The sequence below is a fragment of the Methanobacterium sp. SMA-27 genome (assembly GCF_000744455.1).
GTDB lineage: Archaea > Methanobacteriota > Methanobacteria > Methanobacteriales > Methanobacteriaceae > Methanobacterium_B.
Map to the genome: position 1 here is coordinate 2,009,140 of NZ_JQLY01000001.1, position 23,888 is coordinate 2,033,027.

28 protein-coding genes are annotated in these 23,888 nt (G+C 31.9%); 15 read left to right on the top strand and 13 right to left on the bottom strand.

The annotated features are described in order from the left end of the window. Positions 1–183 precede the first annotated feature (183 nt). Together DL91_RS10075 and DL91_RS10080 are read right to left on the bottom strand one after the other, a co-directional pair. Positions 184–390 (bottom strand): hypothetical protein, encoded by a 207-nt coding sequence (locus tag DL91_RS10075; RefSeq protein WP_048191453.1) that lies wholly within the window; start codon positions 388–390, stop codon positions 184–186. Positions 391–608: 218 nt separating this feature from the next. Next, positions 609–1,064 (bottom strand): response regulator, encoded by a 456-nt coding sequence (locus tag DL91_RS10080; RefSeq protein ID WP_048192715.1) that lies wholly within the window; start codon positions 1,062–1,064, stop codon positions 609–611. A gap of 148 nt (positions 1,065–1,212) precedes the next feature. On the opposite strand from DL91_RS10080, the gene DL91_RS10085 reads away from it, so the two are divergent. Next, positions 1,213–2,196, top strand: coding sequence for a 50S ribosomal protein L11 methyltransferase (locus tag DL91_RS10085; RefSeq protein WP_048191455.1), 984 nt, complete (start codon positions 1,213–1,215; stop codon positions 2,194–2,196). Positions 2,197–2,238: 42 nt separating this feature from the next. On the opposite strand, the gene DL91_RS10090 is transcribed toward DL91_RS10085, so the two are convergent. The 7 genes from DL91_RS10090 to DL91_RS10120 form a co-directional block, all read right to left on the bottom strand. Continuing rightward, positions 2,239–3,483 carry a tripartite tricarboxylate transporter permease gene (locus DL91_RS10090; protein WP_048191457.1) on the bottom strand — a complete coding sequence of 415 codons (1,245 nt, stop codon included), beginning with the start codon at positions 3,481–3,483 and terminating at the stop codon, positions 2,239–2,241. Between the two features lie 135 nt (positions 3,484–3,618). After that, on the bottom strand, positions 3,619–3,888 hold the full coding sequence (locus tag DL91_RS10095) for an elongation factor 1-beta (protein ID WP_048191459.1): 270 nt from the start codon (positions 3,886–3,888) through the stop codon (positions 3,619–3,621). A gap of 112 nt (positions 3,889–4,000) precedes the next feature. After that, positions 4,001–4,162: a zinc finger domain-containing protein gene (locus DL91_RS10100; RefSeq protein WP_048191461.1), complete on the bottom strand. Its 162-nt coding sequence runs from the start codon at positions 4,160–4,162 to the stop codon at positions 4,001–4,003. Continuing rightward, on the bottom strand, positions 4,163–4,831 hold the full coding sequence (locus DL91_RS10105; protein WP_048191463.1) for a delta 1-pyrroline-5-carboxylate synthetase: 669 nt from the start codon (positions 4,829–4,831) through the stop codon (positions 4,163–4,165). 12 nt (positions 4,832–4,843) lie between these two features. Continuing rightward, positions 4,844–5,185 (bottom strand): peptidyl-tRNA hydrolase Pth2, encoded by a 342-nt coding sequence (gene pth2 / locus DL91_RS10110; RefSeq protein ID WP_048191465.1) that lies wholly within the window; start codon positions 5,183–5,185, stop codon positions 4,844–4,846. A gap of 66 nt (positions 5,186–5,251) precedes the next feature. Further along, positions 5,252–6,460: a YcaO-related McrA-glycine thioamidation protein gene (locus tag DL91_RS10115; protein ID WP_048191467.1), complete on the bottom strand. Its 1,209-nt coding sequence runs from the start codon at positions 6,458–6,460 to the stop codon at positions 5,252–5,254. Between the two features lie 138 nt (positions 6,461–6,598). After that, positions 6,599–7,213: a metalloprotease gene (locus DL91_RS10120; protein ID WP_048191468.1), complete on the bottom strand. Its 615-nt coding sequence runs from the start codon at positions 7,211–7,213 to the stop codon at positions 6,599–6,601. 434 nt (positions 7,214–7,647) lie between these two features. On the opposite strand from DL91_RS10120, the gene DL91_RS10125 reads away from it, so the two are divergent. The 5 genes from DL91_RS10125 to DL91_RS10145 all read left to right on the top strand — a co-directional run bounded on the left by DL91_RS10125 (position 7,648) and on the right by DL91_RS10145 (position 11,931). Further along, positions 7,648–8,094 (top strand): HIT family protein, encoded by a 447-nt coding sequence (locus tag DL91_RS10125; protein ID WP_048191469.1) that lies wholly within the window; start codon positions 7,648–7,650, stop codon positions 8,092–8,094. 46 nt (positions 8,095–8,140) lie between these two features. Then, positions 8,141–9,139 carry a Xaa-Pro peptidase family protein gene (locus DL91_RS10130; RefSeq protein WP_048191470.1) on the top strand — a complete coding sequence of 333 codons (999 nt, stop codon included), beginning with the start codon at positions 8,141–8,143 and terminating at the stop codon, positions 9,137–9,139. A 112-nt stretch (positions 9,140–9,251) separates the two neighbouring features. Beyond that, the gene (locus DL91_RS10135; RefSeq protein ID WP_048191472.1) at positions 9,252–10,184 is read left to right on the top strand and encodes a type II secretion system F family protein; all 933 of its coding nucleotides are present in this window, start codon (positions 9,252–9,254) and stop codon (positions 10,182–10,184) included. A gap of 23 nt (positions 10,185–10,207) precedes the next feature. Then, positions 10,208–10,402: a hypothetical protein gene (locus DL91_RS10140; protein WP_048191474.1), complete on the top strand. Its 195-nt coding sequence runs from the start codon at positions 10,208–10,210 to the stop codon at positions 10,400–10,402. Between the two features lie 122 nt (positions 10,403–10,524). Continuing rightward, positions 10,525–11,931 carry a lactaldehyde dehydrogenase gene (locus DL91_RS10145; RefSeq protein ID WP_048191476.1) on the top strand — a complete coding sequence of 469 codons (1,407 nt, stop codon included), beginning with the start codon at positions 10,525–10,527 and terminating at the stop codon, positions 11,929–11,931. Between the two features lie 15 nt (positions 11,932–11,946). Here DL91_RS10145 and DL91_RS10150 read toward each other — a convergent pair whose 3' ends face one another. Next, positions 11,947–13,440, bottom strand: coding sequence for an MBL fold metallo-hydrolase (locus DL91_RS10150; RefSeq protein WP_048191479.1), 1,494 nt, complete (start codon positions 13,438–13,440; stop codon positions 11,947–11,949). Positions 13,441–13,529: 89 nt separating this feature from the next. After that, the gene (locus DL91_RS10155; protein ID WP_048191481.1) at positions 13,530–14,243 is read right to left on the bottom strand and encodes a tRNA-binding protein; all 714 of its coding nucleotides are present in this window, start codon (positions 14,241–14,243) and stop codon (positions 13,530–13,532) included. A 232-nt stretch (positions 14,244–14,475) separates the two neighbouring features. On the opposite strand from DL91_RS10155, the gene DL91_RS10160 reads away from it, so the two are divergent. From DL91_RS10160 to DL91_RS10180, 5 genes are all read left to right on the top strand, one after another. Beyond that, positions 14,476–14,667 (top strand): hypothetical protein, encoded by a 192-nt coding sequence (locus tag DL91_RS10160; protein ID WP_048191483.1) that lies wholly within the window; start codon positions 14,476–14,478, stop codon positions 14,665–14,667. Between the two features lie 626 nt (positions 14,668–15,293). Next, the gene (locus DL91_RS10165) at positions 15,294–15,620 is read left to right on the top strand and encodes a PRC-barrel domain-containing protein (RefSeq protein ID WP_048191485.1); all 327 of its coding nucleotides are present in this window, start codon (positions 15,294–15,296) and stop codon (positions 15,618–15,620) included. Between the two features lie 10 nt (positions 15,621–15,630). After that, on the top strand, positions 15,631–16,395 hold the full coding sequence (locus DL91_RS10170; protein WP_048191488.1) for an aspartate dehydrogenase: 765 nt from the start codon (positions 15,631–15,633) through the stop codon (positions 16,393–16,395). Positions 16,396–16,531: 136 nt separating this feature from the next. After that, entirely contained in the window at positions 16,532–17,272 is a 741-nt protein-coding gene (locus tag DL91_RS10175) for a tRNA(His) guanylyltransferase Thg1 family protein (protein WP_048191490.1), read from the top strand. A 57-nt stretch (positions 17,273–17,329) separates the two neighbouring features. Then, on the top strand, positions 17,330–17,731 hold the full coding sequence (locus tag DL91_RS10180; RefSeq protein ID WP_048191491.1) for a Mov34/MPN/PAD-1 family protein: 402 nt from the start codon (positions 17,330–17,332) through the stop codon (positions 17,729–17,731). 52 nt (positions 17,732–17,783) lie between these two features. Here the strand turns inward: DL91_RS10180 and serA are convergent, their stop codons facing one another. Continuing rightward, a complete protein-coding gene (serA, locus tag DL91_RS10185; protein ID WP_048191493.1) occupies positions 17,784–19,364 on the bottom strand; it encodes a phosphoglycerate dehydrogenase in 1,581 nt (526 codons plus the stop codon). 295 nt (positions 19,365–19,659) lie between these two features. On the opposite strand from serA, the gene DL91_RS10190 reads away from it, so the two are divergent. From DL91_RS10190 to DL91_RS10200, 3 genes are read left to right on the top strand one after another with little or no spacing between them, the layout of a single operon-like run. Continuing rightward, complete coding sequence (locus DL91_RS10190; protein ID WP_048191495.1) at positions 19,660–20,001, top strand: heavy metal-binding domain-containing protein; 342 nt, start codon at positions 19,660–19,662, stop codon at positions 19,999–20,001. 4 nt (positions 20,002–20,005) lie between these two features. Further along, the gene (locus tag DL91_RS10195) at positions 20,006–20,755 is read left to right on the top strand and encodes a hypothetical protein (protein ID WP_048191497.1); all 750 of its coding nucleotides are present in this window, start codon (positions 20,006–20,008) and stop codon (positions 20,753–20,755) included. A 27-nt stretch (positions 20,756–20,782) separates the two neighbouring features. Beyond that, complete coding sequence (locus DL91_RS10200) at positions 20,783–21,016, top strand: hypothetical protein (protein ID WP_048191499.1); 234 nt, start codon at positions 20,783–20,785, stop codon at positions 21,014–21,016. 557 nt (positions 21,017–21,573) lie between these two features. Here the strand turns inward: DL91_RS10200 and DL91_RS10205 are convergent. Then, the gene (locus DL91_RS10205; protein ID WP_081882659.1) at positions 21,574–22,578 is read right to left on the bottom strand and encodes a transcriptional regulator; all 1,005 of its coding nucleotides are present in this window, start codon (positions 22,576–22,578) and stop codon (positions 21,574–21,576) included. Between the two features lie 21 nt (positions 22,579–22,599). On the opposite strand from DL91_RS10205, the gene DL91_RS10210 reads away from it, so the two are divergent. Further along, entirely contained in the window at positions 22,600–23,871 is a 1,272-nt protein-coding gene (locus DL91_RS10210) for a tRNA(Ile)(2)-agmatinylcytidine synthase (protein WP_048191501.1), read from the top strand. Positions 23,872–23,888 lie beyond the last annotated feature (17 nt).

Below are 23,888 nucleotides of genomic sequence, written 5' to 3' on the forward strand. Positions count from 1 at the left end.
AATCAACAAAAATAAAAATAGATAACAACATTACCCCAAATCATAATATCCGCTGTTAATTATTTGATTTTATTTAATTTTTATGCTTAAATATTAATAATATACAAAATGTGACTGTTTGATTGGAAGTATATTCATTCTTTTTGTGGTAATATTAAATTAGATTTTTCAACCAAAGCTATATTATTCAACTTCCAAATCCAAACATCTTATTTTACTATGTAGATCCCAAAGCTCATCATATAATCTATGATAACTATCACTTGATGGATCATCTTTAATAAGTAATATCTCATTATATTTTGAATAGAATTCATTTTTTAATTCAAATAGTGTTTTATGTTCGTTTATTAAAACGTTAATTTCATAAATTTTACTTATATCCTCCATTATTGCTTAAACCCCCATTGTTCTATTAAAAATATTGAAAAATTTTCGTCTAAAAACATACTATTTTCAATTGGTATTTGTTACAAATAAATTTTGTTGAAACTTATAAAAAAGATAACCTGAGACCATCAGATAAGTAAAAAAAAATATATATTATTAAAAAAATAATAATCAAAAAAATTAGTACTACATCTCTTTATTAAAATAATTACCATTAATCATGCTGCAATATTTTTTATTTTTTTTATGGTTCTTTTTATGAATTTCAACAGTTTAGAACCGTTTTTCAATTTTTTCTCCCTTTCAAATTTGTATAATGCCATCTGTATGGAAGTATATAACCCAATATCATCGAATGGCTTTGTTATATAACCATATGGGTTGGTCATTGATGCTCTTTCTAATATCTCATTATCATAATAGGCTGTAAGATATATAAAAGGTATATCATGGAGTTTTCTTATTATCTGGGCTGTTTTTATTCCATCTAAATCCCCTTTTAATATAATATCCATTACTATTATATTAGGTTGCATTTCATTTGATTTTGATATTGCATCTTTTCCATTAGATACAATTCCAAGTACAAAATAACCCATATTTTCTAATCGTTGCTTTAAATCTTTAGCAACTATGGATTCATCTTCTACAATTAAAATTTTTGTATTATTCATTCCCTGCCCCATGTCTCACTAGAAATTTAATTAGATTCGAATAAATACAAATTTTATAAACATTGATATTAAATTATGGGATCAAATAGTTAGAAATTAAAAAATTTTTATCAGAAAAATATGTTTATTAAAAGATATAATTAACCATATGAACATGGACTGCATATGTGGAGCTGGGTGTGTCAAAGATTCCGCAACTATATTAAAACAAATTAAGAATAAATACCCAGCTTGTGTACATTGTAAAAATCCACATCTTAAAAAATTCAAACCACTTAAAGATCAAATAGAATTTAAACGATTGAATGAAAATTTTGGATTGTGTACTTGTGGAAAAAGACATTTAGATGTTGTTATGGCACATATACTAAAAATCATGATTCACGAGGGCATAAGAGATGAAAACTCCACTTTAAGAAATACATGCACACCCTTAATAACTCCAGCATATCCAACAAAATCCCCACCTTATCTTATGGAAAATTCAATGGTCATATTAACAGATAAAATAACAAAAAATTGTGCTGATAAAATAATAAATGAAATACCCGAAGTGAAAGGTATTTTATATGGAGATATACGGCAAACAGTTGGATTAAAAGATTCAGATTCTGAGCCTAATGTATATAAACTCCTTGCAGGGTGTGACATGAGATGTGATGTGGTTTTTACACCATATGGCGAATTATGTATCTATCGAAACCAAGCTGAAATTCATGTTGAGTTTTCTAAACCAGTATCACCCAAAGTTGAGATATTAAAACCGTTCTTAGACAAATATAAAAACCCAAGCATTCTTGATTGTACTTGTGGTCCTGGAACACTTGGAATAACATGTTTAAAAGCAGGTGCAAAAAGAGTTGTATTCAATGATATTTGGTATCCTGCAATAAAAATGACTTTACTGAATCTCCAAGTAAATGGATATGATACTGATTCTTTTGATGTTAATAAAGGTTTAATAGGATCAGGTGAAAATTTCCAAGTTTACTGTCAAGATATTAAGAAATTAGAAGAATCACTCCAAGAGAAGTTTGATATATGTATTATTGATACATTTCCTGGTGTTGATACAGAAAATTTCATTAATTCTGTAAAAGGATTTTGCAAAGAGGTTATTGTGATTAGTTAGGAGATTAATTCTATTATTTAATTTATTTTGTTTAACTCACAATTATAACCCCGCATAAATAATAATCGCTGGAACAATTAGAACTCCCATTAGATTAGATTTGTTAACTCCAATATAATGTGGTATTAAACCCAGAGAAATTGAAGTGATATATACTAGTAATATATACAAAAGATTTGTATGTTCAATAAGTGCGAAAAAAAATACTAATACGCTCATAAAAGTAATAACTAGTTTTGAAAGTTTGCTATAGTTTATTCGATTTATATGTTTTATTAACATATCTCCCAGCTTTAGACATAAAAAGGTTGATATTGCTACTGCAGTGAGAGAAACAAATACAAATAAGAGGAGGTAGTTCACGTCAAAATTCTCGATCATTCTATCAATAAATACTGCGATACCGCTTCGAGGATTTCCAATTAAATATATTGCCATGAGCGAAAATAACGCATCGGATACGTTCACTCCACTCATTGCTACCAAAAACCCCTCTCGATTATTTCCCATATCCCCTCCACCACTTAATTCCTGTGCCAAAATACTTCCCTGAGCTGGTCCCATTCCCGGTAAAAATCCAAGAATACTACCTGCTATCCCTCCAGCAATTATTCCCCTAATAACTTTTTTATTTACTTTTAAACCTAATAAAATGTCTTGAACCGGTACCATGGAGTTCTTTGATAGACTATAAATTAAAGTACTAACCCCAAAAAGTCCTGTAAACATTGTTAAAAGAGAAACATTAGAGGATATGGGTGTGTTCAGCATTACCCATCCCATAATTCCTGAAAAAATAAATAAAAATATTGACCATGCCATTGAATATGTATCTCCATTAAGCCGTATTATCATGAAAACTACGGCTAATATCAGAATTATATAGATATAAGGTTTTAATATGCCATAAAGTGGAGGTAAACACATTACAAAGAGAGGTAGTAAAATTACTGTAACAATCAACGAACCAAATCCTCCAATAGTCACTAGTCTTATTGCTTCTCTACCCCTCCCATGTAGAATAAAATAATGACCAGGTAAAATTGATAGAACAGTACCCTCTTCAGGCACACCCAAAAAAATAGAAGGTAAAAAATCTATCATTGAATGTGAAATTGACATTGAAAGTAAGAATACAGCAAGAAATGCCGGTGAAAATGATTCTAATAGAAAGGTTGATGAAGCAAAGATAAAGGCGTCAACTGTGTTAACATGAATCCCTGGAATGATACCAGTTATTGCACCACATATAACACCAATTAAACATGCTAATAATATATCAAAAATTTAATCACCTAAAATAATATTTGTGATTTATAATTAATAATATTAATTATTAAAAAAGTATTATTATGATTATTTAAAAAATTTGGAAAATTAGAATTTTAGTTATATAAATAAAGAAAATAGTTATTAGAAGGTTTACATTAACCTTCTTACATCAACAACTTCAATACTAGCTACATCTTCGAGTTTAGATAGGTTTTCTTCTATCTTTTCTGTGCCGCCTTCTGCATCATCTACAACAACCGTCACATTAAGGGCAACAAGCCCAAATGCTATTGGTTCTTCTTCAATGCTGTGCAGTTCTGTATTTTCAGGTATTGAATTTTCTATTCCTGCCTTAACTTTAGCCAGATCAATTTCAGGACTTTCTGGCATTAACTTGATTGTTGCTACAACTTCTCCCATTATTTCGCCTCCTTACAATCATCAATCTTAAGATTGATTTAAGGTTGAATATAATTAATACACCTAAATTTAGGTGTATGTTTTACTTAAAAATTAAAAAAGATCTAAGTTATTATGGTCCTTTAAAGCCACATTCACATTTGTATAAATGTCCGAATGTTCTGCATTTCTGGCATCTGTAGAGCATTTTCTCGCATTCTGGGCATGGAAACTTAACATAGTTTTCCACTGGTGATATTTCCTGTTTACAGGATGTGCATTCTATTTTCTCCATTTAATTTCCTCCAATGAGTGTATATTTCGAGCTTCGTCCTTCGATAATCGATATTACCCTATCAGGGTATTTGCCGTTAACAACATAGCAATTAGATTTATATCTGATTAAAAGCTCGGGTAAAAATTCATCAACCGATGTTTCACCAAAATTTAGTAGTTTTTTTGCACCTATAATTTTTATAAGTTTCGCACCATCTTGGCTTGGATCATGCGTGTATATTCCATCTACATCTGTTGCTATTAATAGTTTGGCCTTCAGAAGATCTGATAAATAAAGTGCAATTGAATCTGAGCTCACTCTCCAGCTATGTTCCAAAGGATCTTGATATTCCATTATGTCTGAAGGAATAAAAACAGGTATACTACCATGATCAATTACACTTTCGGCCTTTTCAATAGATTTTACAGCTTCAAACCCTTCAACCTTGTCTGCAAGGAGTGTTCCTATTATGTCCATGCATAATATTGCTGATTTATGGTTGGCTGTATTTGAAAATTGTAGATTTTTGTCATAATCTCTTATTTTATTTGCAAATATTCCCCCACCACAAATTATTAATATTTTTATAGGAATTTGATTGGAATTATTTAAATCTTTAACAGCTTCACATAATTTAATTGCTCTCTCAGGAAACAAACTTCCTCCCAATTTAATTACCCAATCCATACATAAACACCACTATTTCAGGAGCTTGAGATCCTTTGTAATTTTATCAATCTTCTCATCTTCATCAGGACCTATTCCAAGACAGGTTATGGTTGATCTGGGCACTTCTGTGTGACCTGCATCATATACCAGGTAGATTGGCATGTTGGTGGCTTTTACAAGTTCGTATATTTCAAATAATTCTTCAAGATCCTTTACTTTTAATACAACCTTTTTTTCACCTTCAGATTCCCATTTTTTTAATATACGGTCATCTGCTTTTTTATACGCACCCAAACAACCATGACATGCTTGAGCAGCGATTTTACCCCGGCTCATGTTTAGATCTGCTCTCATTACTATGACTTGTTTCATTCTTTCACCATTAATATTTGTTAAAAAGAGAAAAATATTGTATCAAATTTATCTTTCGAATTAAATTTAAGATCTTAAAAGCCTCTTACCAACTCTGTCCACATCAACTGAGTAAAGTTCCATTCCGGGAATTAAAACCCTTACAACAGGAATTTCAATCTCTTTTCTGGTAAGATCAACGTATAAAATATCTCTAAATCCACATTTGTTCAGGAGGAGTTTAGATGTTTCAATATCATCTCCAAAGGATTTTCCAGATATATTTTTTATACTATTTAGTTCCACCGTAGTTTCTGATTCACCAAACCAGTGACTGTTTATTCGTTTCATCCTTTCGTACCCTGCTTTTCTCATGAAAACTGCTCTAATAGTGTCTTCCCGTGTACCATGAATTTGTGTAGCCCTACTCTGTGCAACCTCAGTAAGAGCTCTAATCGCTGCAACTTCGGGATCAAGATGAGTTCCAACACCCAATGTTAAAAGAGCAGGATCTTTAAGAACTGTGTCATCTGAAACTGCCGCAATAGTAGTTATCTTTACATCAGCCGTTAAATCAACAAGTTTCACATTTATTCCGGCATTCTTGAACATGGCCAAAATATCCTTGATTATTGGATTCTCTGTATTTTCACAGTTAATCTCTGGTTTTGATATACGTTTAGATTCGAAAATGCTCCATGCATCCCTTTCAACTACTTCCATTATTCCATGGAATACAGCTTCCTCTAACCTATTACCCGATGCAAGGCCATTTGTATTGGATTGAAAAAGTTTAATATTATTTTTTGGAGTATAGGGATGATAAACGGCATTTGCAGGTATTAAAACATCAGAGTCATCTTTGAGATTTGTTGATGTAACCCATTCAAGATCAACTGTTTCAGGATCAAAGAGAACTTCGGGGAGAATCAAAGATCCAGGATGTAAATAATTATCTAATCTTTCATCTGAGCCTTCAAAGACACCACAAACAAAATTTTGTCTACAATCATCATGTAATTCTGCAGAGTATCTTTCAAATGATTCCATCATAGCAGATGCTTTTGCTTGAGGTTTAGTAGCACCTTTACCTGCATATATGCTAACAGCACCATCTGCTGCTCCAGGTCTTATTGCAGAATAAACTGGAATTCCAACTCTGTCAAGATGAGTAATCTCTGCTACCCTAGTTACCCCGGCTACCCTCAACTTAGTTTCAACATTTTTTATAGTCTCTTCCGGAGCTATCGCCCTATGAGTGCATCCAAAATATTTTATAGGTACTTCTTTTAACATTGAAATCACTTAGAAATATTAATAATCGGAATTAATCTTTTAATAACCTTTTTACATTTGTAAATCCATTATTTTATAGTATATTTTAGATGTTAAATTCTTTGTGTAATCTAATAAAATTATTAAAAATAAATAGTATTAATAAATACCGAAATATGCTTTTACAGCTAAAATTATAGCCACAACAAATGTGATTCCCCATATAATGGGATTCCATCTTAAAACCTTAGCACCGTCAAATATACCCAATGGAATGAGGTTAAACGCTGCTAATATACTGTTTATTATGAAACCGTATACAACAATGGTTCCAAATATGAATCCCATAATATCTGTGGGATTTTTGGTTACAAATGGTGTTAAAACCAGGAATAACAGTGCCAGTGCAATATTTACCAACGGGCCGGCGATGGATATTTTACCGTTCTGTTCTCTTGAAATGTACTCCCCATGAATATATACAGCACCAGGCGCCACAAAAACGAATCCTAATATAAAAGCCGTGAATAAGGCAAAAATTAATCCTTCTAACCACATTTTAAATTCTGCATAAAATCCATATCTAACTGCCACAAACTTGTGAGCAAGTTCGTGTAACACGAATCCCAATCCAACTGCAACGAGTAATGAAGGTATCAATAATATCAAATTCTCATTTATATTGCGACCGTTAATGAGGTATGCGAATATGACTGCAATAACCAACATTGAGATGATTATGTCCCTAACCTCACGGGCTGTAAAACTGACCATAATTTATAGACCTAACTTTACACATATAATGATTTCCATAATAAAATAATATTAAGATTCAATATAGAATAATACACTATTAATTAGTTCATATTTATCATCTCATGGAATGTAGTTATAAATTATTATGCTAGATATATAGCCTTCGTTTCAGTAAAGATGCTAATAACTAATTTTAATTAACCAAATCTTAATTTATTCTCAAAAACAATGTTTTTTAGAAAGCCAATTCCCATCACTTACAACTAGATTATTCATAATTACAAGCCATGTCATTATCCATATCACATGGGAATTCTATAATAATATTATCTCAGACCATATTAAATCATAAGATCGTGAGCATATAATAATTATCATCCAATTATTGAAATGAAATTCGAATTTAAATAAAACTTGAATACAAGATTTACAATGGGATTAGAAGTGATAAAATGGCATGTGAATACTGTGGAAAGGGAGGATATGGTAAACTCATATTAGAAAAACCAAATTGGAAAATTTTTCTTGCCCCAAGTCAGAGGTATATGGGAACATGTGTAATTGCAATTAAAAGACATTGTAGTAATTTATCAGAACTTAAAGATGTTGAGTGGATTGAATTTTCCAAAATAGTCAAAGAAATGGAATCTGTGTTATATAATATCTTCAAACCAACACTTTTCAATTGGAGCTGCTTCAAAAATGCAGCATTTAGGGTAGAAAATCCTCATCCAGAAGTTCACTGGCATTTGATTCCCAGATATGAGTTTGAAACTGAATTTAATGGTATTAAATTTGAAGATCCTGACTTTGGATATATTCCCCAACCGATAATAAGGGAAATTCCTGAGGAAGTTATGGAAAAAATGGTAAATAACATAAGAACCTATCTCAAATGATAAAATTTAATTTATATTAATTTTCTAAAAAAAATGAGGAGATCTAATGAATACCAAATTGAAACAAGTTATTGAATCAATGCACAAAGAGAATATAGATTCCATGATAGTATTAAAACCTGAGAATATAAGATATTTAACCGGATTCAGACCTTCAAGTTCTTCAATCTTGATATTAAAGGATAATCCTGTTCTTCTGGCATCCAAAATTGATCGGGAAGATGCATCTGGAAGATCATTGGTTAATCTTGAAGTATACAAAGAATTTAAGGATGTAAAGAATTATTTGGAAGGTAAAATTGGAATTGAAAATTCCATGAATGTTGAAACTTATAAAAAACTTACTGGAGATTTTGAACTTGAAACAACAGATATTATAGAAATTTCAAGAGCTGTTAAATCTAAATGGGAAGTTGAAAATATTGAAAAAGCCCTTCAAATAGCTGAAAAATCATTATTGGAATTGAAATTTTCAGGTACGGAAGTGGAGTTAGCTGCTCAGCTTGAATATAATATGAGAATTAATGATTCTGAAAGATCATCTTTTGAAACTATTGTGGCATCCGGATCCCGATCAAGCCTCCCACATGGTTCCCCAACAAAAAATGAAGTTGAATATCCAATATTAATAGATTGGGGTGCGGTTTACAATAATTATTCCTCAGATACAACTAGAACAATTATCGAAACAGAAAAACAGGAGGAAATATTTAACATAGTATTGGAAGCGCAGCAAACTGCGATTAAATCCATAAAACCCGGAGTAAAATCTTCAGAGATAGATAATATTGCCAGAGAGGTTATAACAGAATATGGGTATGGTGATGCTTTTATCCATTCAACAGGTCATGGTGTGGGACTTGAAATTCATGAAAAACCTTCTTTATCAAAAAATGATGAAGGTATACTTGAAAAGGACATGGTGGTCACTGTTGAACCGGGTATTTATCTGGAAGGAGAATTTGGTATTCGAATAGAAGATATGATTCTAATAAAAAATCGTGCCACAGTTTTAAACAAAACTAAAGCAAAGTTAAGCTTTTAATAAATTTTATATGATTTATATTTAATAATTTTGAAATTTTTATATCTAAACAATCAGCAACCTATATATGGATATAGTTAAAAATAGTAAATCATTATAAAAGGTGGAAAAAATGGCAATTATACCCCCAGCATTATCACCAATTTCAAGAGGCCTTGACAACGTTATACCCGAGAGGTATGTTGTTCTAATACAGGAAAATCTCATAAGATCAGGAATGTATGTTAAAGCATCAGATCTTTTGACGTTGATGCTACTAGGAGGTTTATTATTTGGTGTTCTTGGACTGGTACTTTTCATAGTGATCGGAATTAATCCAATCATTGGATTAGTTGTGGGTATTGTAACACCAACTGCCATAGTTTTCGGTTGGTTATTCTTTTTAATGGAACGTAGAGTTGATTCAATTGAACAAACTACACCTGATTTTTTAAGACAAATTGCCTCCTTATTAAGGGCTGGTGTTGGTATTGAAACAGCATTAGAGGACATATCAAAACAAGGCGCAGGACCACTGACTGATGAGCTTAAAAGAGTAGTTATTGAAATAAAAATTGGTAGTACATTCGATGATGCCCTTCTTTCAATGGGAGAAAGATTAAAATCAAAAACCCTTGATCGAACATTTAGGATGATTCTTGAAGGCAAAAGAGTCGGGGGAAGCCTATCAGACGTTATTGAAACAGTTGCAGAGGATTTAAGGTCAGTACTGGCTTTGAAACGTGAACGAAAAGCAAATGTTATGATGTCAGTTATGTTCTTGATTATAGCAGCAATTGTAGCAGCACCATTCGCACTTGGAATGATAATGATATATTCTAGTTTCATCGAATCTCTTGGTAAACATAATCCATTAGTTGATGCAGCAGCCATATCAGCAGGCGGATATATTATTATTCATTCAATTATAGCAGGTCTGTTAATTGGTATTGTTCTTTATGGTAGTGCAAGGAAAGGTGTGAAATTTGCACTTGTCCTTGTTCCTGTCGCTTATGGAATTTTCTACGTAATAAAAACCTTTGGAATGTTGCTCATAGGATTTTAATAAGAGTATTGGTAGGTGGAAATATGGATATTATAAATGAGGAAGCAGCACAAAGTTCAGCAGAATTAGTGTTACTATTTGGAGGCATTATAGTAATTGCAATTGTGGCTGCTCTTTTCTATAAGAATTACTTATCTGGACTTGGAAATGGGATAAACAATACAGATCTCCAGAATGTAAACAACAAAATTAACAACCTCAGTAATAAATTCAGCTGATTTAAAATATATAATTAAATTCACATTTTCAAATCAGTAAATTATTTTTTTTAACTTTTATTTAACCAAAAACCCAAACCATTTGTTTAAACACAAAATCATCATTTTAGGGGGTCCATTAAATGAAAATGGTAATAAATGGAAAATTAATCGATAAAGACGATAAAATTGATGTAATAAACCCTGCAAACAACCAAATGGTAGATACTGTCCCATCAGGAAGTCGTGAAGATATCAAAAATGCATTAAAGGCTGCTAATGATGCAAAAAAAGATATTAAAGAAATGTCTTCACGTAAAGTATCCAGGATCCTCTACAATATCTACGAAGATGTGTTAAAAAATTCAAATAGTCTTGCTGAACTTATAACACTTGAAACTGGTAAACCAATAAAAGATTCAAAAGATGAAATTAAAAGATCTGTAGAAACTATTTTACTATCTGCAGAAGAATCTAAAAGAATATATGGCGAAACCGTGCCTATGGATGCTTGTATTGGCGGCAGAACAACTCTAGGATTTACAATAAAAGTACCAATAGGAGTCGTATCAGCAATAACACCATTTAACTACCCTGTAAATCTTGCAATTCACAAAATAGCCCCGGCAATCGCAGCAAAGAACACAGTTATTTTAAAACCTTCAATAAAAGCCCCATTAGCTGCTTTGAAACTCGCCCAAATTATGGCTAGTCACCTTCCAGATGGTGTTTTAAATGCTGTAACAGGACACAGTAGAATTATTGGAAATGAAATGGTATTGAGCCCACTGGTTGACAAAATATCATTTACAGGAAGTGTTGAAACAGGCATTTCAATTTCAAATAAGGCAGGAATGAAGAAGATTAATCTCGAATTAGGTGGAAACGACCCATTAATTATTTTGGAAGATGCAAATATTAATAAAGCAGTCACAGCAGCTGTGAGCGGATCATTTCTAAATGCAGGACAGGTATGCATAGCTGTTAAACGTATAATACTACATGAAAATGTAGCAGATGAATTCATAAATAAATTAGTTTCTGAAACCAGCAAATTGAATATGGGAAATCCTATTGAAATAAAAACAGATATAGGGCCCTTAATTGATGAAGATGCAGCCATAAATGTCAGCACATTAGTTGATGATGCATTAAATAACGGTGCTGAGCTGTTATTGGGCGGAAAACGAAATGGTTCATTTTACTCACCCACAATTCTAGATCATGTTACCCCCAATATGAAAATTGTTAAAAATGAAACATTTGGACCTATAGCCCCATTAATAAGAGTTCAAAGTGTTGATGAAGCATTTGAAGTTGCAAATGATTCCAAATATGGACTCCAAGCAGGAGTATTTACTGGAAGCATTGAAAATGCACTCAAAGCAGCAAGAACAATTGAAGCAGGAAGTGTTATAATTAACAGACAACCAACGTTCAGAACTGACAATATGCCTTTTGGAGGATTTAAAATGAGCGGGATGGGTAAAGAAGGAGTTAAATATGCTGTTGAAGACATGACTAAAACAAAATTAGTAATTTTTGGATGAAATTTCTTTTTATTTTCATAATTTTTTTGATTGATGAGGATATACAACTTTTATACCATCTTCCTCAAGTACTTTGAAAAGCTCTTTGTTCTCTGTATGGATAGGATAGAGGATTTCAGGATGTACATCCCTTATCATCTCAAGTAACTCTGGCCCTGAAGCATGGCCAGAAACATGCATTTTGTACACCGGACACAGATTAAAATGTTTTAACCAGTTGTTTACACGTTTTTCATCAAATTCCATTTCATCATCAAAGGGTTCTGTAACCGATTTAATATAGATGGCTTTTTTCGGTTTTACATCTATTAATTCCTTTAGTTCGAAGAAATCACATCTAAATAAATATTTTTCAGGATCTTTACGAAGATCCATGTAGTTTACAGTATTGTCCCCTTCAATAAACTCTCTTTCCCAATTCTTGAAATCAGAAGATCTCTGGGATTCATCTATCTCTGATCCACATAACCATTCCCCATCCCAACAAACAAAAGAATCGTCACCAATTAACCCCCAACCTCTTTTAGGTACATATACACCTACATCTTTTAGCTCAGGATATCCCCTGCCACTGAAAAGTTTAAGCATGTATGCCTGTTTCAAATTGAGAACAAGAATTCTATCTGTTTCTCTGGCCACTTTATAAAATGTTAAAAGCCTATCAAGATCTCTAACTGGAAAATTGACAATAACTAGACCATTAAAACCTGATATGAGAGTTTTAGCTTTAATTTCTATGTCTTCCTCTGTTTCTGTACTTGGATTATCAATTCTTGTGCCTTCAGATATCATTACTTGAGGATTGGCTTTTTTTGATTCTTTAACAAATTTTTTTGTAATTTCCGGTTTTCTACCATGAAATCTAAGATCTCCTGTGTAAACCAATGTTTCTTTGTTATCTTCAATTATGAAACCAGTAGCTCCAGGAAGTGAATGATCAACAGGAGCGCTTTTAATTGTGAAATCACCTATTTCAAAGTTTTTATAAGGTTTAACAATATTCAATTCCCTTTCAATCCTAGCATCTTTTCCAGTAAGTCTTTTAAAACCTTCTACCCGTTTTTTTGGTGTGAAATGAAAGGTTTGCTTATATTCAAGTGTTTCACCAAATGAAATAACACTAGTATCTTCTAAAACCTTAAGAATTAACTGGGACTCTTCTGTCATGTAAAGAGGTATATCATGACGCAAATGATGTATATAAGCCGAATGATCCATATGTGCATGACTTAGTAAAAGCCCTTGTACTGAAGGCTTTTTCAAAGAGTTTAATCCACAGTGGCGAAGATAATCGTCCCTGTAGACTCCCTTAATCTTAGGTAAAAGTCCCATCTCAATAAAATCCATGATCCCATTGCCCTTACGGGGTTGAAGAAATTCTGAAAAGTAATCATTGGCTTTATTAAAGCTCATTCCAAAGTCTAAGAATATTGATGTAAAATTAGAGCCCAATAATATTTTATTTCCACCTATTTCGTCCACTCCGCCATAAAAATCAATTTTAACCATGTTTTTATTTGTGGGTAATCTTACATTAATTATTTTCTATTTGATAATTTAAAAGAATAAATGAGAATCTTTTAAAAAAGGTAGAATATCTATTTTAAAAAAGTCTCAACTAAGTTTCGGGTTTCATTAAGCGAGTCTAGAGGAATTCCACGAGGCATTTCACCTAAATCTCCTTCAACTTCTTTAAGAACACCATTACCCGAGCCAAGAAACATTCCTTCACTTGCAACTCCCATAAAAACCGATGGAGGTAAAATTGCAACTCCCACTCTGTTTCCCTCTTTAACTGTCAAATCATTGGTAACAACTGTTAATGCTGTGTCTCCAAAATTAACGTTGCATACTAATAATTTATCCAACTTTTGAATACTCACTATTTCTCCTGTTTTGATGTCTATACCAATAACAGGATCATTTATGGGTCCAAGAGATAAACGCTTGTTTACAGTTGAAATAGTGTTCAAAGCAAATTTCATTTTAGCTATAGATTCTTGAAGCTTTACCTTCTCATCCTTAGTTACAAGCTTTAAAAACTGAAGGTGCCAGTGATCCCCGCCGAGAGCCTCTTTTATCTCTTTTACTTGTTGTTTCATACTCTCTATTTGTTCAGAATTTGCAAGATCTTCTGGTTCCATATATGAGAAATACATAACTTGTATCTCGGGCAACATTGCTCTAGCAGTTGTTAAACATTTCTTTTTATTCCATATACCTTTTAAATTCGCACCTTCAGCTGTTTTTATGAATAATTCAACCGATTTTTCTAAAACACGTAATCTATAATCCTTACTTGTATCCCACATTTTTTCACCTGGTAAATAGTATAATATATGAATTAAATTCTCTAAAGCTTTTAGGAATTTATCCAGATAATTTTGTTTTGTTTTGATTTTAACCTTATTTTATTTTTATTTTTATGGCATTCTCTTGATACGCAAACTAAATAAACTATAATGTTCTCTGAAATATTTAAGTAACTCGAAATGTTCGATAGAAATAGCTATTAATATATATTCATAAATTTTGGTGCTAATAATGAAAGAATTCCATGCTGATAATTACGATGATTTTATTGTTATTTCATGTTCAGACAAATGTAATGATTGTCTTTTTAAATGTGAAGTTGTTGTAGCAGATATGAAGCAAGTAAACATTTCATGCAGACATCCCAAGGGTCCTGGAAATCCTATTCATTGTATATACTTTAAAAATCGAAGCGAAAATTAAAATTAATTTGTAAACCAATTTTTTAATAATTAATCATAATTTAATAGATTATCAATTCCAAAGGTTTTCTATCTGATTTCAAAAAATTATTGTTCAGTTTCTTAATTATCATCATGTAATAAAATCAAAGTTGATCAGAGAAAATTAATTGATGTTAAATGAAAATTAAAAAAATTATATATTTATATCTCTAGATTATATTTCTAAATATAAAAATAGGATTATAAAAGCAGTTACTCCACAATCCCGATTTTTAGGAGATCTTTGTGATCATCCCATAATAATCATAAGGTAAAATGCTGTTTAAAAACTAATAAAAAGTGGTACAGAAAAATGTCATACTCTAAAAAAATTTCAGCTTATTGGCAGTTGACTAGATAAATTTTAATTGTAAACTAATTTTTTTTTTATATGTAATTTCACGATTTATTAAATCTCTAAATGGAATTTTGTTTTTTTATTTGTTTAGTTCTGAAAATGGAGTTATTGACTTATTCGTCGTAAGGTTTAAGTATATAGAGGGATTTAAATTTATATTAGTTAATGAATTTGATTGAGACTTTGAAAAGATAAAATGGCAATCTTCTTTAGTATGTACTTGCCATAATAAAGAATAGGTGGTAGTAATGGTAGATTTATCAAGCCTGTACAATTTAGATGTATACACAACACGCGGAAAATACGTTGGAAGAATTCAGGACGTTGTATTGAACATTAAGAAAGGCAGGGTATCCATCTTAAAAACAACAGCAATGAAACCTGATAAAAAAAGTGTCGGAATAAAAGACGTAATAAAAACCAGCATAAGAATTGTTCCAGAAGGGGATGAAATTCGACCTCTTAAAGAGGAAGGAAGCATAGAAATACCATATGAACGAGTTCAAGCTGTTGGGGATATTTTATTAATAAGTCCAGAAATAGTGGAAACCCCTGTAAGTAATCCACAACTATAGGAAGACTGATATGAAGGTTGGTATCCTCGGATGTGGCGCCATAGCTAACATTATAACTAATTTTGCAGTTGAAGGCAAGCTCGGTGTTGATCTGAAATATTTTTATGATAGGGATATGGAACGGGCTGAAAACCTAGCATCACAGGTTGACGGAACTGTTGTACTCGACATAAATAATATGCTGGACAAAGTTGATCTTGTAATTGAAGCGGCATCACCCCAAGCAGTTTCAGAAACAGTGCCACAGGTGCTTGAACATGGTGTTGATATTATTATTATGAGCATTGGCGCTTTGATGGATCCGAAACTTAGGGAAAAACTTAAAACATTGGCAGCACAGAACAATGCAAAAATATATGCACCCTCCGGGGCAATAGTAGGACTTGATGGTATTAAAGCTGCTTCAATCGGGAAAATACAAAGTGCAACACTGGTAACCAGAAAACCTCCAAGATCTTTAGGGGTTTCAGCAGATGAAGAAACTATTCTATACGAGGGAAAAGCTGGAGATGCTGTTTTAAAGTTTCCTATGAATATAAATGTTGCTGCTGCACTCAGTCTTGCATGTGGAAGAGAAATTGATGTTAAAATTATAGCAGATCCCTCAGTTGACAGGAATATGCATGAAGTGCATGTTGTAGGAGATTTTGGAGATATAACAACCATAACTCAAAATGTTAGATGTGCAATAAATCCTAAAACAAGTGTTATGGCCGCCTATTCTGCTATAAAGCTGTTAAAAAGTTTAAATGAAACATTAAGAATAGGAACATAATTATATATTAATATTTTAAAATAATGTTTAAATAACACTTATTATATTCTATTTTATTCTTTCAGAATTTATTTATCATACTGATGCCATAATTTCACTGTGAATTATAAAAATAATAGAATTAAATGGTTACAAAATGAAGGAATGTGAGATATTTTCAAATTTAAGAGTTCCATGTGGTTCAAAAATTGTTATAAGGGCCGATGGTAGAAATTTTTCAAATCTATCTAATGATCTGAAACTTGAAAGGCCCTACGATCCTCATTTAGCAAATTTAATGGTTGATGTATGCAATGATTTTTTCATGGAATTCAGTCCTCAGTTTATATTTACCTTTTCAGATGAAATCAATATTATGCTTTCTGAGGTTCCATTCAATGGTCGTGTTGAAAAACTCGACTCTGTATTTGCCAGTTTTATGTCCGGATCATTCACTAAAAATTTAATTAAATATTTCAAGGATTATCCCACTTCTGAGCAAAACATTAAACCAATATCATTTGATTCCAGAGTAATACCCCTTTCTGGCCAGGGAGTCATCGAATATTTCAAAAATAGGCAAAACGAAGCATGGAGAAACTGCTTGAATGGTTACAGTTACTGGAAACTCAGAAAAGAATTCAGTAAATCGCATACTGTTGAAATTTTGAATAAAAAAAATAGCAGCGCCCTTCATGAAATTCTCTTTGAAAGAGGAGTAAATATGTCTGAACTACCCCTATGGCAGAGAAGGGGTATTGGAATATATAAAAAAGAAGTTTCAATCAATGGATACAATCCAGTAAAAAATGAAAAAGTTGTATCAAAACGTCTAAAGATCTATACAGATTGGGAATTACCAATGCTTAATAAAGAATTTTTCAATCAAATTCAATGAGTTTATTATAATTCTATAATCCATGATTAAATTTTCAAAATTGGAAGGTAACATAAAATGTTCGGATTAGAAAAGAAGAAATTCTCAGAAGTACACATTGACCATGAATTGATAGAAGAAATAATTGATATTGCAAAGGAATCTTATCCCAATGAATTCAGTGCAATGCTTCAGGGAAAAATTAAAGATAATATTCTAAAAATAGATGGCCTTATTTTCCTTCCAGGAGCTGCATCAGAATCTGGTGCAGTGATGGAAATATTTATGATGCCCATGTTATCGGATGCTGTTGGTTCTGTTCACAGCCATCCCGGTTACAGTGCTCAACCTTCTGATGCAGATCTACAATTCTTCTCAAAAAGGGGTTATTTCCATATAATTATTGCACAACCCTACAATGAAGAAAGTATACGTACTTATGATAGTTATGGAGATTTTGTTAACTATACAATCGTATAAATAAATCTTCTTTTTTTGGCTAAATATAAAAAATTAAAAAGAATATTTTATCTTAAAGATTAACAGCCACAGCATCATGGACATCTTCAAGCTTTTTAATTTCTAATATCACAAATTCTGGAACTATTTGGTCTACTTTAAGAACCATTACCGCTTCACCGCCAAGTTCCTTTCTACCAACTTGCATTTTAGCTATGTTTATATTATGTTCACCAATTTTTGTACCGATTGCGCCTATTATTCCAGGTTTATCCTTGTACTTTGAAATCAACATGGTACCTTCAGGTTCAACATCCACCTTATAACCATTTATCATGACTATTCTAGGCTGTTGATGAGTAAATATTCCCTCCACACTTACATCATTGTAATCCGATTTCATTTCAACCTTTATTAGGCTTTTGTAACCTTTAGCATCGCATCTTTTTCCTTCAGTTACAATTATACCCCTATTTTCAGCAACTGTGGTTGCATTTACAAGGTTAACTGGCTCGTTAAGAATTGGATTTAAAACTTCTTGAAGTATCATTCTAGTTAAAATATCATGTTTTGGGAATTCAGAAAGCTCTCCACAGTAAGTTACATCTATTTCGTTGATATTACCCTTGGCCGTTTGTATCATGAACTTTCCAATCTTTTCTATGAGAGCAAAGTATGGTTTTATTAAATTAAAGGTTTCAGGGTCAAGTACAGGCATGTTGATTACATTCTTTGGAGATATCCCTTTGAAAACTTTTTTTATCTCATTAGCTACAATTATGGCAGCATCTCTCTGAGCTTCAGACGTTGACGCTGCAATATGTGGAGTTAATACTACATTATCAAGTTCCAATAATTTACTGTTTTTTGGAGGTTCATTTTCAAATACATCAAGCCCTGCTCCCCTTATTTCATCAGTTGAAAGAGCATCGTATAGATCATCTTCGTTAATAATTCCTCCCCTTGCACAGTTGACTATAAATGCATTTTCCTTCATCATCTCAAATTGTGGTTTTGATATAAGGTATTTGGTTTCTGGTGTAAGTGGCACGTGTATTGTCATTACATCAGATTCTTTTATAAGGGTTTCAAGGTCTACTACTGTTACTCCCAATTCTGAAGCTGTTTTTTTGGTAATATATGGGTCGTAAACAATTGTATCCATTCCAAATGCCTTTGAACGTGTCACTACTTGACTTCCAATTCTTCCCATTCCAATTACACCAAGAGTTTTTCCATTGAGCTCAATACCCATGAATCTGCCTTTCTCCCATTTCCCATTTTTAACTGAACTATCTGCAATGGCTATTTTACGTGAGAGTGCGAGTATTAAACCCATTGTATGTTCAGCAACAGTTATTGAAGTTGATTCCGGTGCATTTATAACCATTATACCCCGTTCAGTAGCTGCCTGGACATCTACATTGTCAACTCCAACTCCTGCACGTGCAATTATTTTTAGCTTATCAGATGCTTCAATTACCTCACGGGTCACTTTAGTTCTGCTTCTTACTATTATGGCATCAAAATCCTTAATAACTTTTAATAGCTCTTCGTTTGATATTGTAAAGTTAGGAACTACTTCTGCGATATCTTTAAGTTCATCTATTCCTTTTTCGTTTATTTGATCAGCGATAAGTACTTTTTTATCCATCTTTTCACCTGCTCCCGTTCTTCTATATTATTATATGAAGTGGAATGAGATTAAATTTATAGGAGAACTTTCATTTATAAAATTCTATTGTGAATAATGATTTTGAATTCAATTTAAATTTAAATTTTGAATATCAATTATGGATGTTTGAATCTATGATTCAGTCTTAATAAAATTTAAGAAAATTAATGAATCCCATAAAAATTATTATCTTAATTGGAAAAATATATCAACTCTTAAGAAAAATGGATGTATAATGAAAGCACCGATTAAATAAAATGTTGGAGGTATTTGTTTGGTTTCTGTAGATGAATTTATAATTGTGAGCTCTAATTACGTACCAGGATATGAAATTTTAGAAACAAAAGGATTTGTATATGGATTAACTGTACGAAGTAGAGGTGTTGGAGGGCAGATAGGGGCAGGAATACGTTCCGTGTTTGGAGGAGAAATAAAAGAATATGTCCAGATGATGCAACAGTCAAGAAATGAAGCCCTAGAAAGATGTATTCAACATGCTCAAGATATGGGAGCAAACGCAATAATAAGTGCACGATTCGATTCTGATGCCATAAGTGATATTATGCAGGAAATTTTAGCATATGGTACTGCTGTTGTTGCTCAGCCAGTGGAGTAAATGAATGTTTGAAGGTAAAATAAAAATATCTCAATCGGAAATTCCAAGAACACTTCTTGGAACTTCTCCTTTTATTGCAGCGGCTCAATTTGGGCACAGAGCAAGACTTTATCAGCTTGATCTATACAATAATCCCGAAAATATACTTAAAATAATCAAAAAATCATATGAATTGGGTATAACTGGTATTCAAGTAATCCCTTACCCTCCTGTAGTAGAAGCACTTATTTGGGCTCAAGAAGCAGGGTATGATATGAATGTGATGGGTACAGTAAGACCTGGAAAGGAAAATGAAGACATAGAATTATTCTCTGATCTAAAGGCCAGTTCAATGCTTCTTCATGCAGATATTACAGATGACAAAGACTGGAATTTTATTGAAGAAAAATTACAATTAATTAAAGATGAAAAAATTGTGTCGGGTCTTGTTACCCATATGCCATTTCAAAACACGGACAGTCTACTTAAATCACCGGTGCTTGATCTATTTGAACTTTACATGGTTCCAGTTAACAAGTTAGGATATCTAATGGACTGTGATACTTATGGAATAGAAGAAAGAACCAATTTTAATAATATTATCAAAAGCATTAATAAAATTGTAATTGCAAAAAAAATTCTTGCAGCAGGAATACTTAAGCCCGAAGAAGCCTTTGATTACTTAAAAACAGCTGATTTTGTGGATATTGTTGCTATTGGAATTGCTTCTGAAAAAGAAGCTCAAGAAACATTCAATCTCTTGGCTTCTAAATAAATTTTTTCAAATTTGTATGTGTTATTTGTGGCACTTGTGAAAAGGTTTGTTTATCAGGTAAAATCAAAATCAACAATAAAAAACCTATATGGAATAATAATATCTCCTGTTTTTTCTGTCATGCCTGCCTTAACTTACTGTCCAGAACAATCAATTCAAATAAAATCCACTATGTTTTTAAAATCCTTTACAGATAAAAATGGAAGATATTTCAATCCAAATACTACTGTAGAAGATATTGCCTCACAAAAATTGATATAATTTGTTTTGAGACGAAGGTATAATTTGAATGAAAACCGGTTATTTATTTTCAGATACTAATTATCCAAAATCAAATCCAAATGTTATATGCTACTGTAGAATTAATATACTAAAAAAATTGATAAAAATTTAAAATATGTCCAAAAAAATAGCTTCTGTACTTAAATATCCCATAAAAATAATTTATTTCATTCTATTCCGAATATTAAGGATAAAATTTGCTACTTAGAAATTTCTAATTTTCAAATGATAATAATTCTATATAAAAGTGAAATAAATGTTCGATTATTTCAAAAAATTTAATAATCATATTATAGATATTAATAATTAATTTTTAAAAGTCCATAATAAATATTTTTAAAATCCTTTGGGAGGAAAAAATATGTTTGATGTCATGAATTTGATTTATGCCATAATTGGATTTTCTATTATAATACTTGGAGAGGGCGTTTTGGTATTATGGTTTATGGGTGAGGTGGAACCACAACATTAATCAATTTTTAAATAATTAAAATTTGTATTAGAACATTTTTTGTTTTACTGACTTATTATTTTTTTTAATTACAATCCCTACGTTCTCTTACAATATTTAAAAACTCTTTTGAATTTTCCATTTCTTTTATTTCCCAGTTATGTACAACTGGTATTCCTTCAATGCATTTTAAAGGTTTTTTACCTTTTAATAAAAACACTGCATCTGACCCTGTGATTTCAGAAAGATCCCTTACATTTAAAGCCATTTTTTTGAGTGCTTGTTGGTTTCTATTTTTCTCCATATTTGTTATAACTGTACTATCTTCTTTTGAAGTCTTTTTCTCAGATTTCTGTTTGGCAAGAGCATCGAATGGTGTTCTAGTTGTGGATATGATTCCAAAGCCAAGATTAGCTAAATTGGGTTGAATTTCAATATTTAACGGAATATTGGTTTTAGAATTATCTGAAATTTGAGTTTTATCTTTATCAAAGTCTGGAGCCCTTAATAAATTAACTGAAAGTGTTATCTTCATGTTTAGAATACTTTCAAGCATCATAGCGGTTTCGGGAAATGCCCTCACCATTCCTCTCTCATATTTATAAATTGTTTCCCTCGAAACATGAGCTTTATCCGCTAAATCCTTTCTTGAAATATTTTGAGATTCCCTAACAGATTTTATGACCTCACCGTCCATTTGAACATAGTAACCGCCACGATCTGCAAATACTTCTGGATAAACTTCATCAACAATCATATTTCTAAGTGTATCTTTAGCAATAACAGGAATACCATGCCGTTCATAAACAACATCTTCCTCTAAATATTCATTTTTAGATTTAATTCCAACTATAAGAGGTGATGCAAAAAATGAGCCTGCAACTTTCTTTATTTCTTCTGCCTGGTTACCTGTGAAGCCATCGATATTTATGAGTATCTTAAGAAGTAAAAGTTCCAGTTCCTTCCTAGCAACCATATCAAAACAACTTCTATCATATATATTAGAAGTTTCAAAACCATGATTGGAAAGAAGATCATTTATCTCAATGAGGATATGATCCCTTTGAGCTGGAATGTTAGCTTTCTGCAAATTAATCACCGGTGAAAAATTATGAACAATATATTATTATACGTTGGAATTGATGATACAGATTCCAGTTCAGGAATGTGCACCACCTATATAACTTGTGTTATAATCTCCAAACTTAAAGATTGTGGTTTTAACATTACTGGGCATCCACGACTTATACGTCTAAACCCATTTGCAAGATTTAAAACACGAGGAAATGGTGCTACATCCTTCAAATTAGAATTAAAATCATTGAAAGAAGCAGAAGAAGTAAAAAAAATAGTTTTAGAGAATGTTCAGGAATTATCAGTACTTGAAGATGAAAGAACAAATCCAGGAGTAGTGTTCTATAATAATAAAATAACTCCCGAACTTCAGGAATTTTCCTTAAAAGCCATTAGAAATATAGTTTCTATAGAAGATGCAGAAAATCTTTTAAATAAAGTAGGAGCTGATTTTTATAAATTCAAAAATGGAAGGGGTATAATAGGTGCTTTAGCTGCGATAAGCTGCCCTCTTAATGATAAAACCTATGAATTATTGGCATATAGAATTTCTGAAAACTATGGTAAACCCCGACAAATAAACCATGAGTCTGTTAGAGAAATGGATAAACATACCTATCCTAAAACGTTTGACAATTTAGATGAAGGATACATTGCAATTGAACCTCACACACCGTGTCCTGTGCTTTATGGTATACGGAGTGAAAATCCTGAAATTTTAATGAAAGCAAAATCCATTGTAAAAGTTACAGAACAAGTGGAAAGGTATTGTGTATACTTAACCAATCAACACACTGATATGCACCTACAAAAGGTCGCAAACATAGAAAATATGGAAAAATTCCAGTGTTACATAGTTGAAGGGGTTGTAAAGGATAAACCACATGTAATTGAAGGTGGACATTTGATCTTCACCCTTAAAGATGAATCTGGAGAAATAGAATGTGCAGCTTATGAACCCACTAAAAGGTTCAGGGATTTTGTGAGGGAACTTGAACCTGAAGACATTTTACGGGTTTATGGAGGGGTAGGAGAAGGAATAAATAAAAAAGGGACATTAAATATTGAAAAATTTGAATTATTAGAACTAGCGATACCTTTACGGTTATTAAACCCCATTTGTGATTGTGGTAAAAGAATGAAATCTGCTGGCGCTGGGAAGGGTTATAAATGTCCAATATGCGGTGCAAAAATAAGGGATGGAAAAAAAGAAAGGATTGAAATATCCCGGAATATTGAAAAGGGATTCTATGAAACACCACCCTCCGCTAGAAGACATTTAAGCAAACCAATTATAAGGAAAAAATGAAAAGATAATTTTTTTTA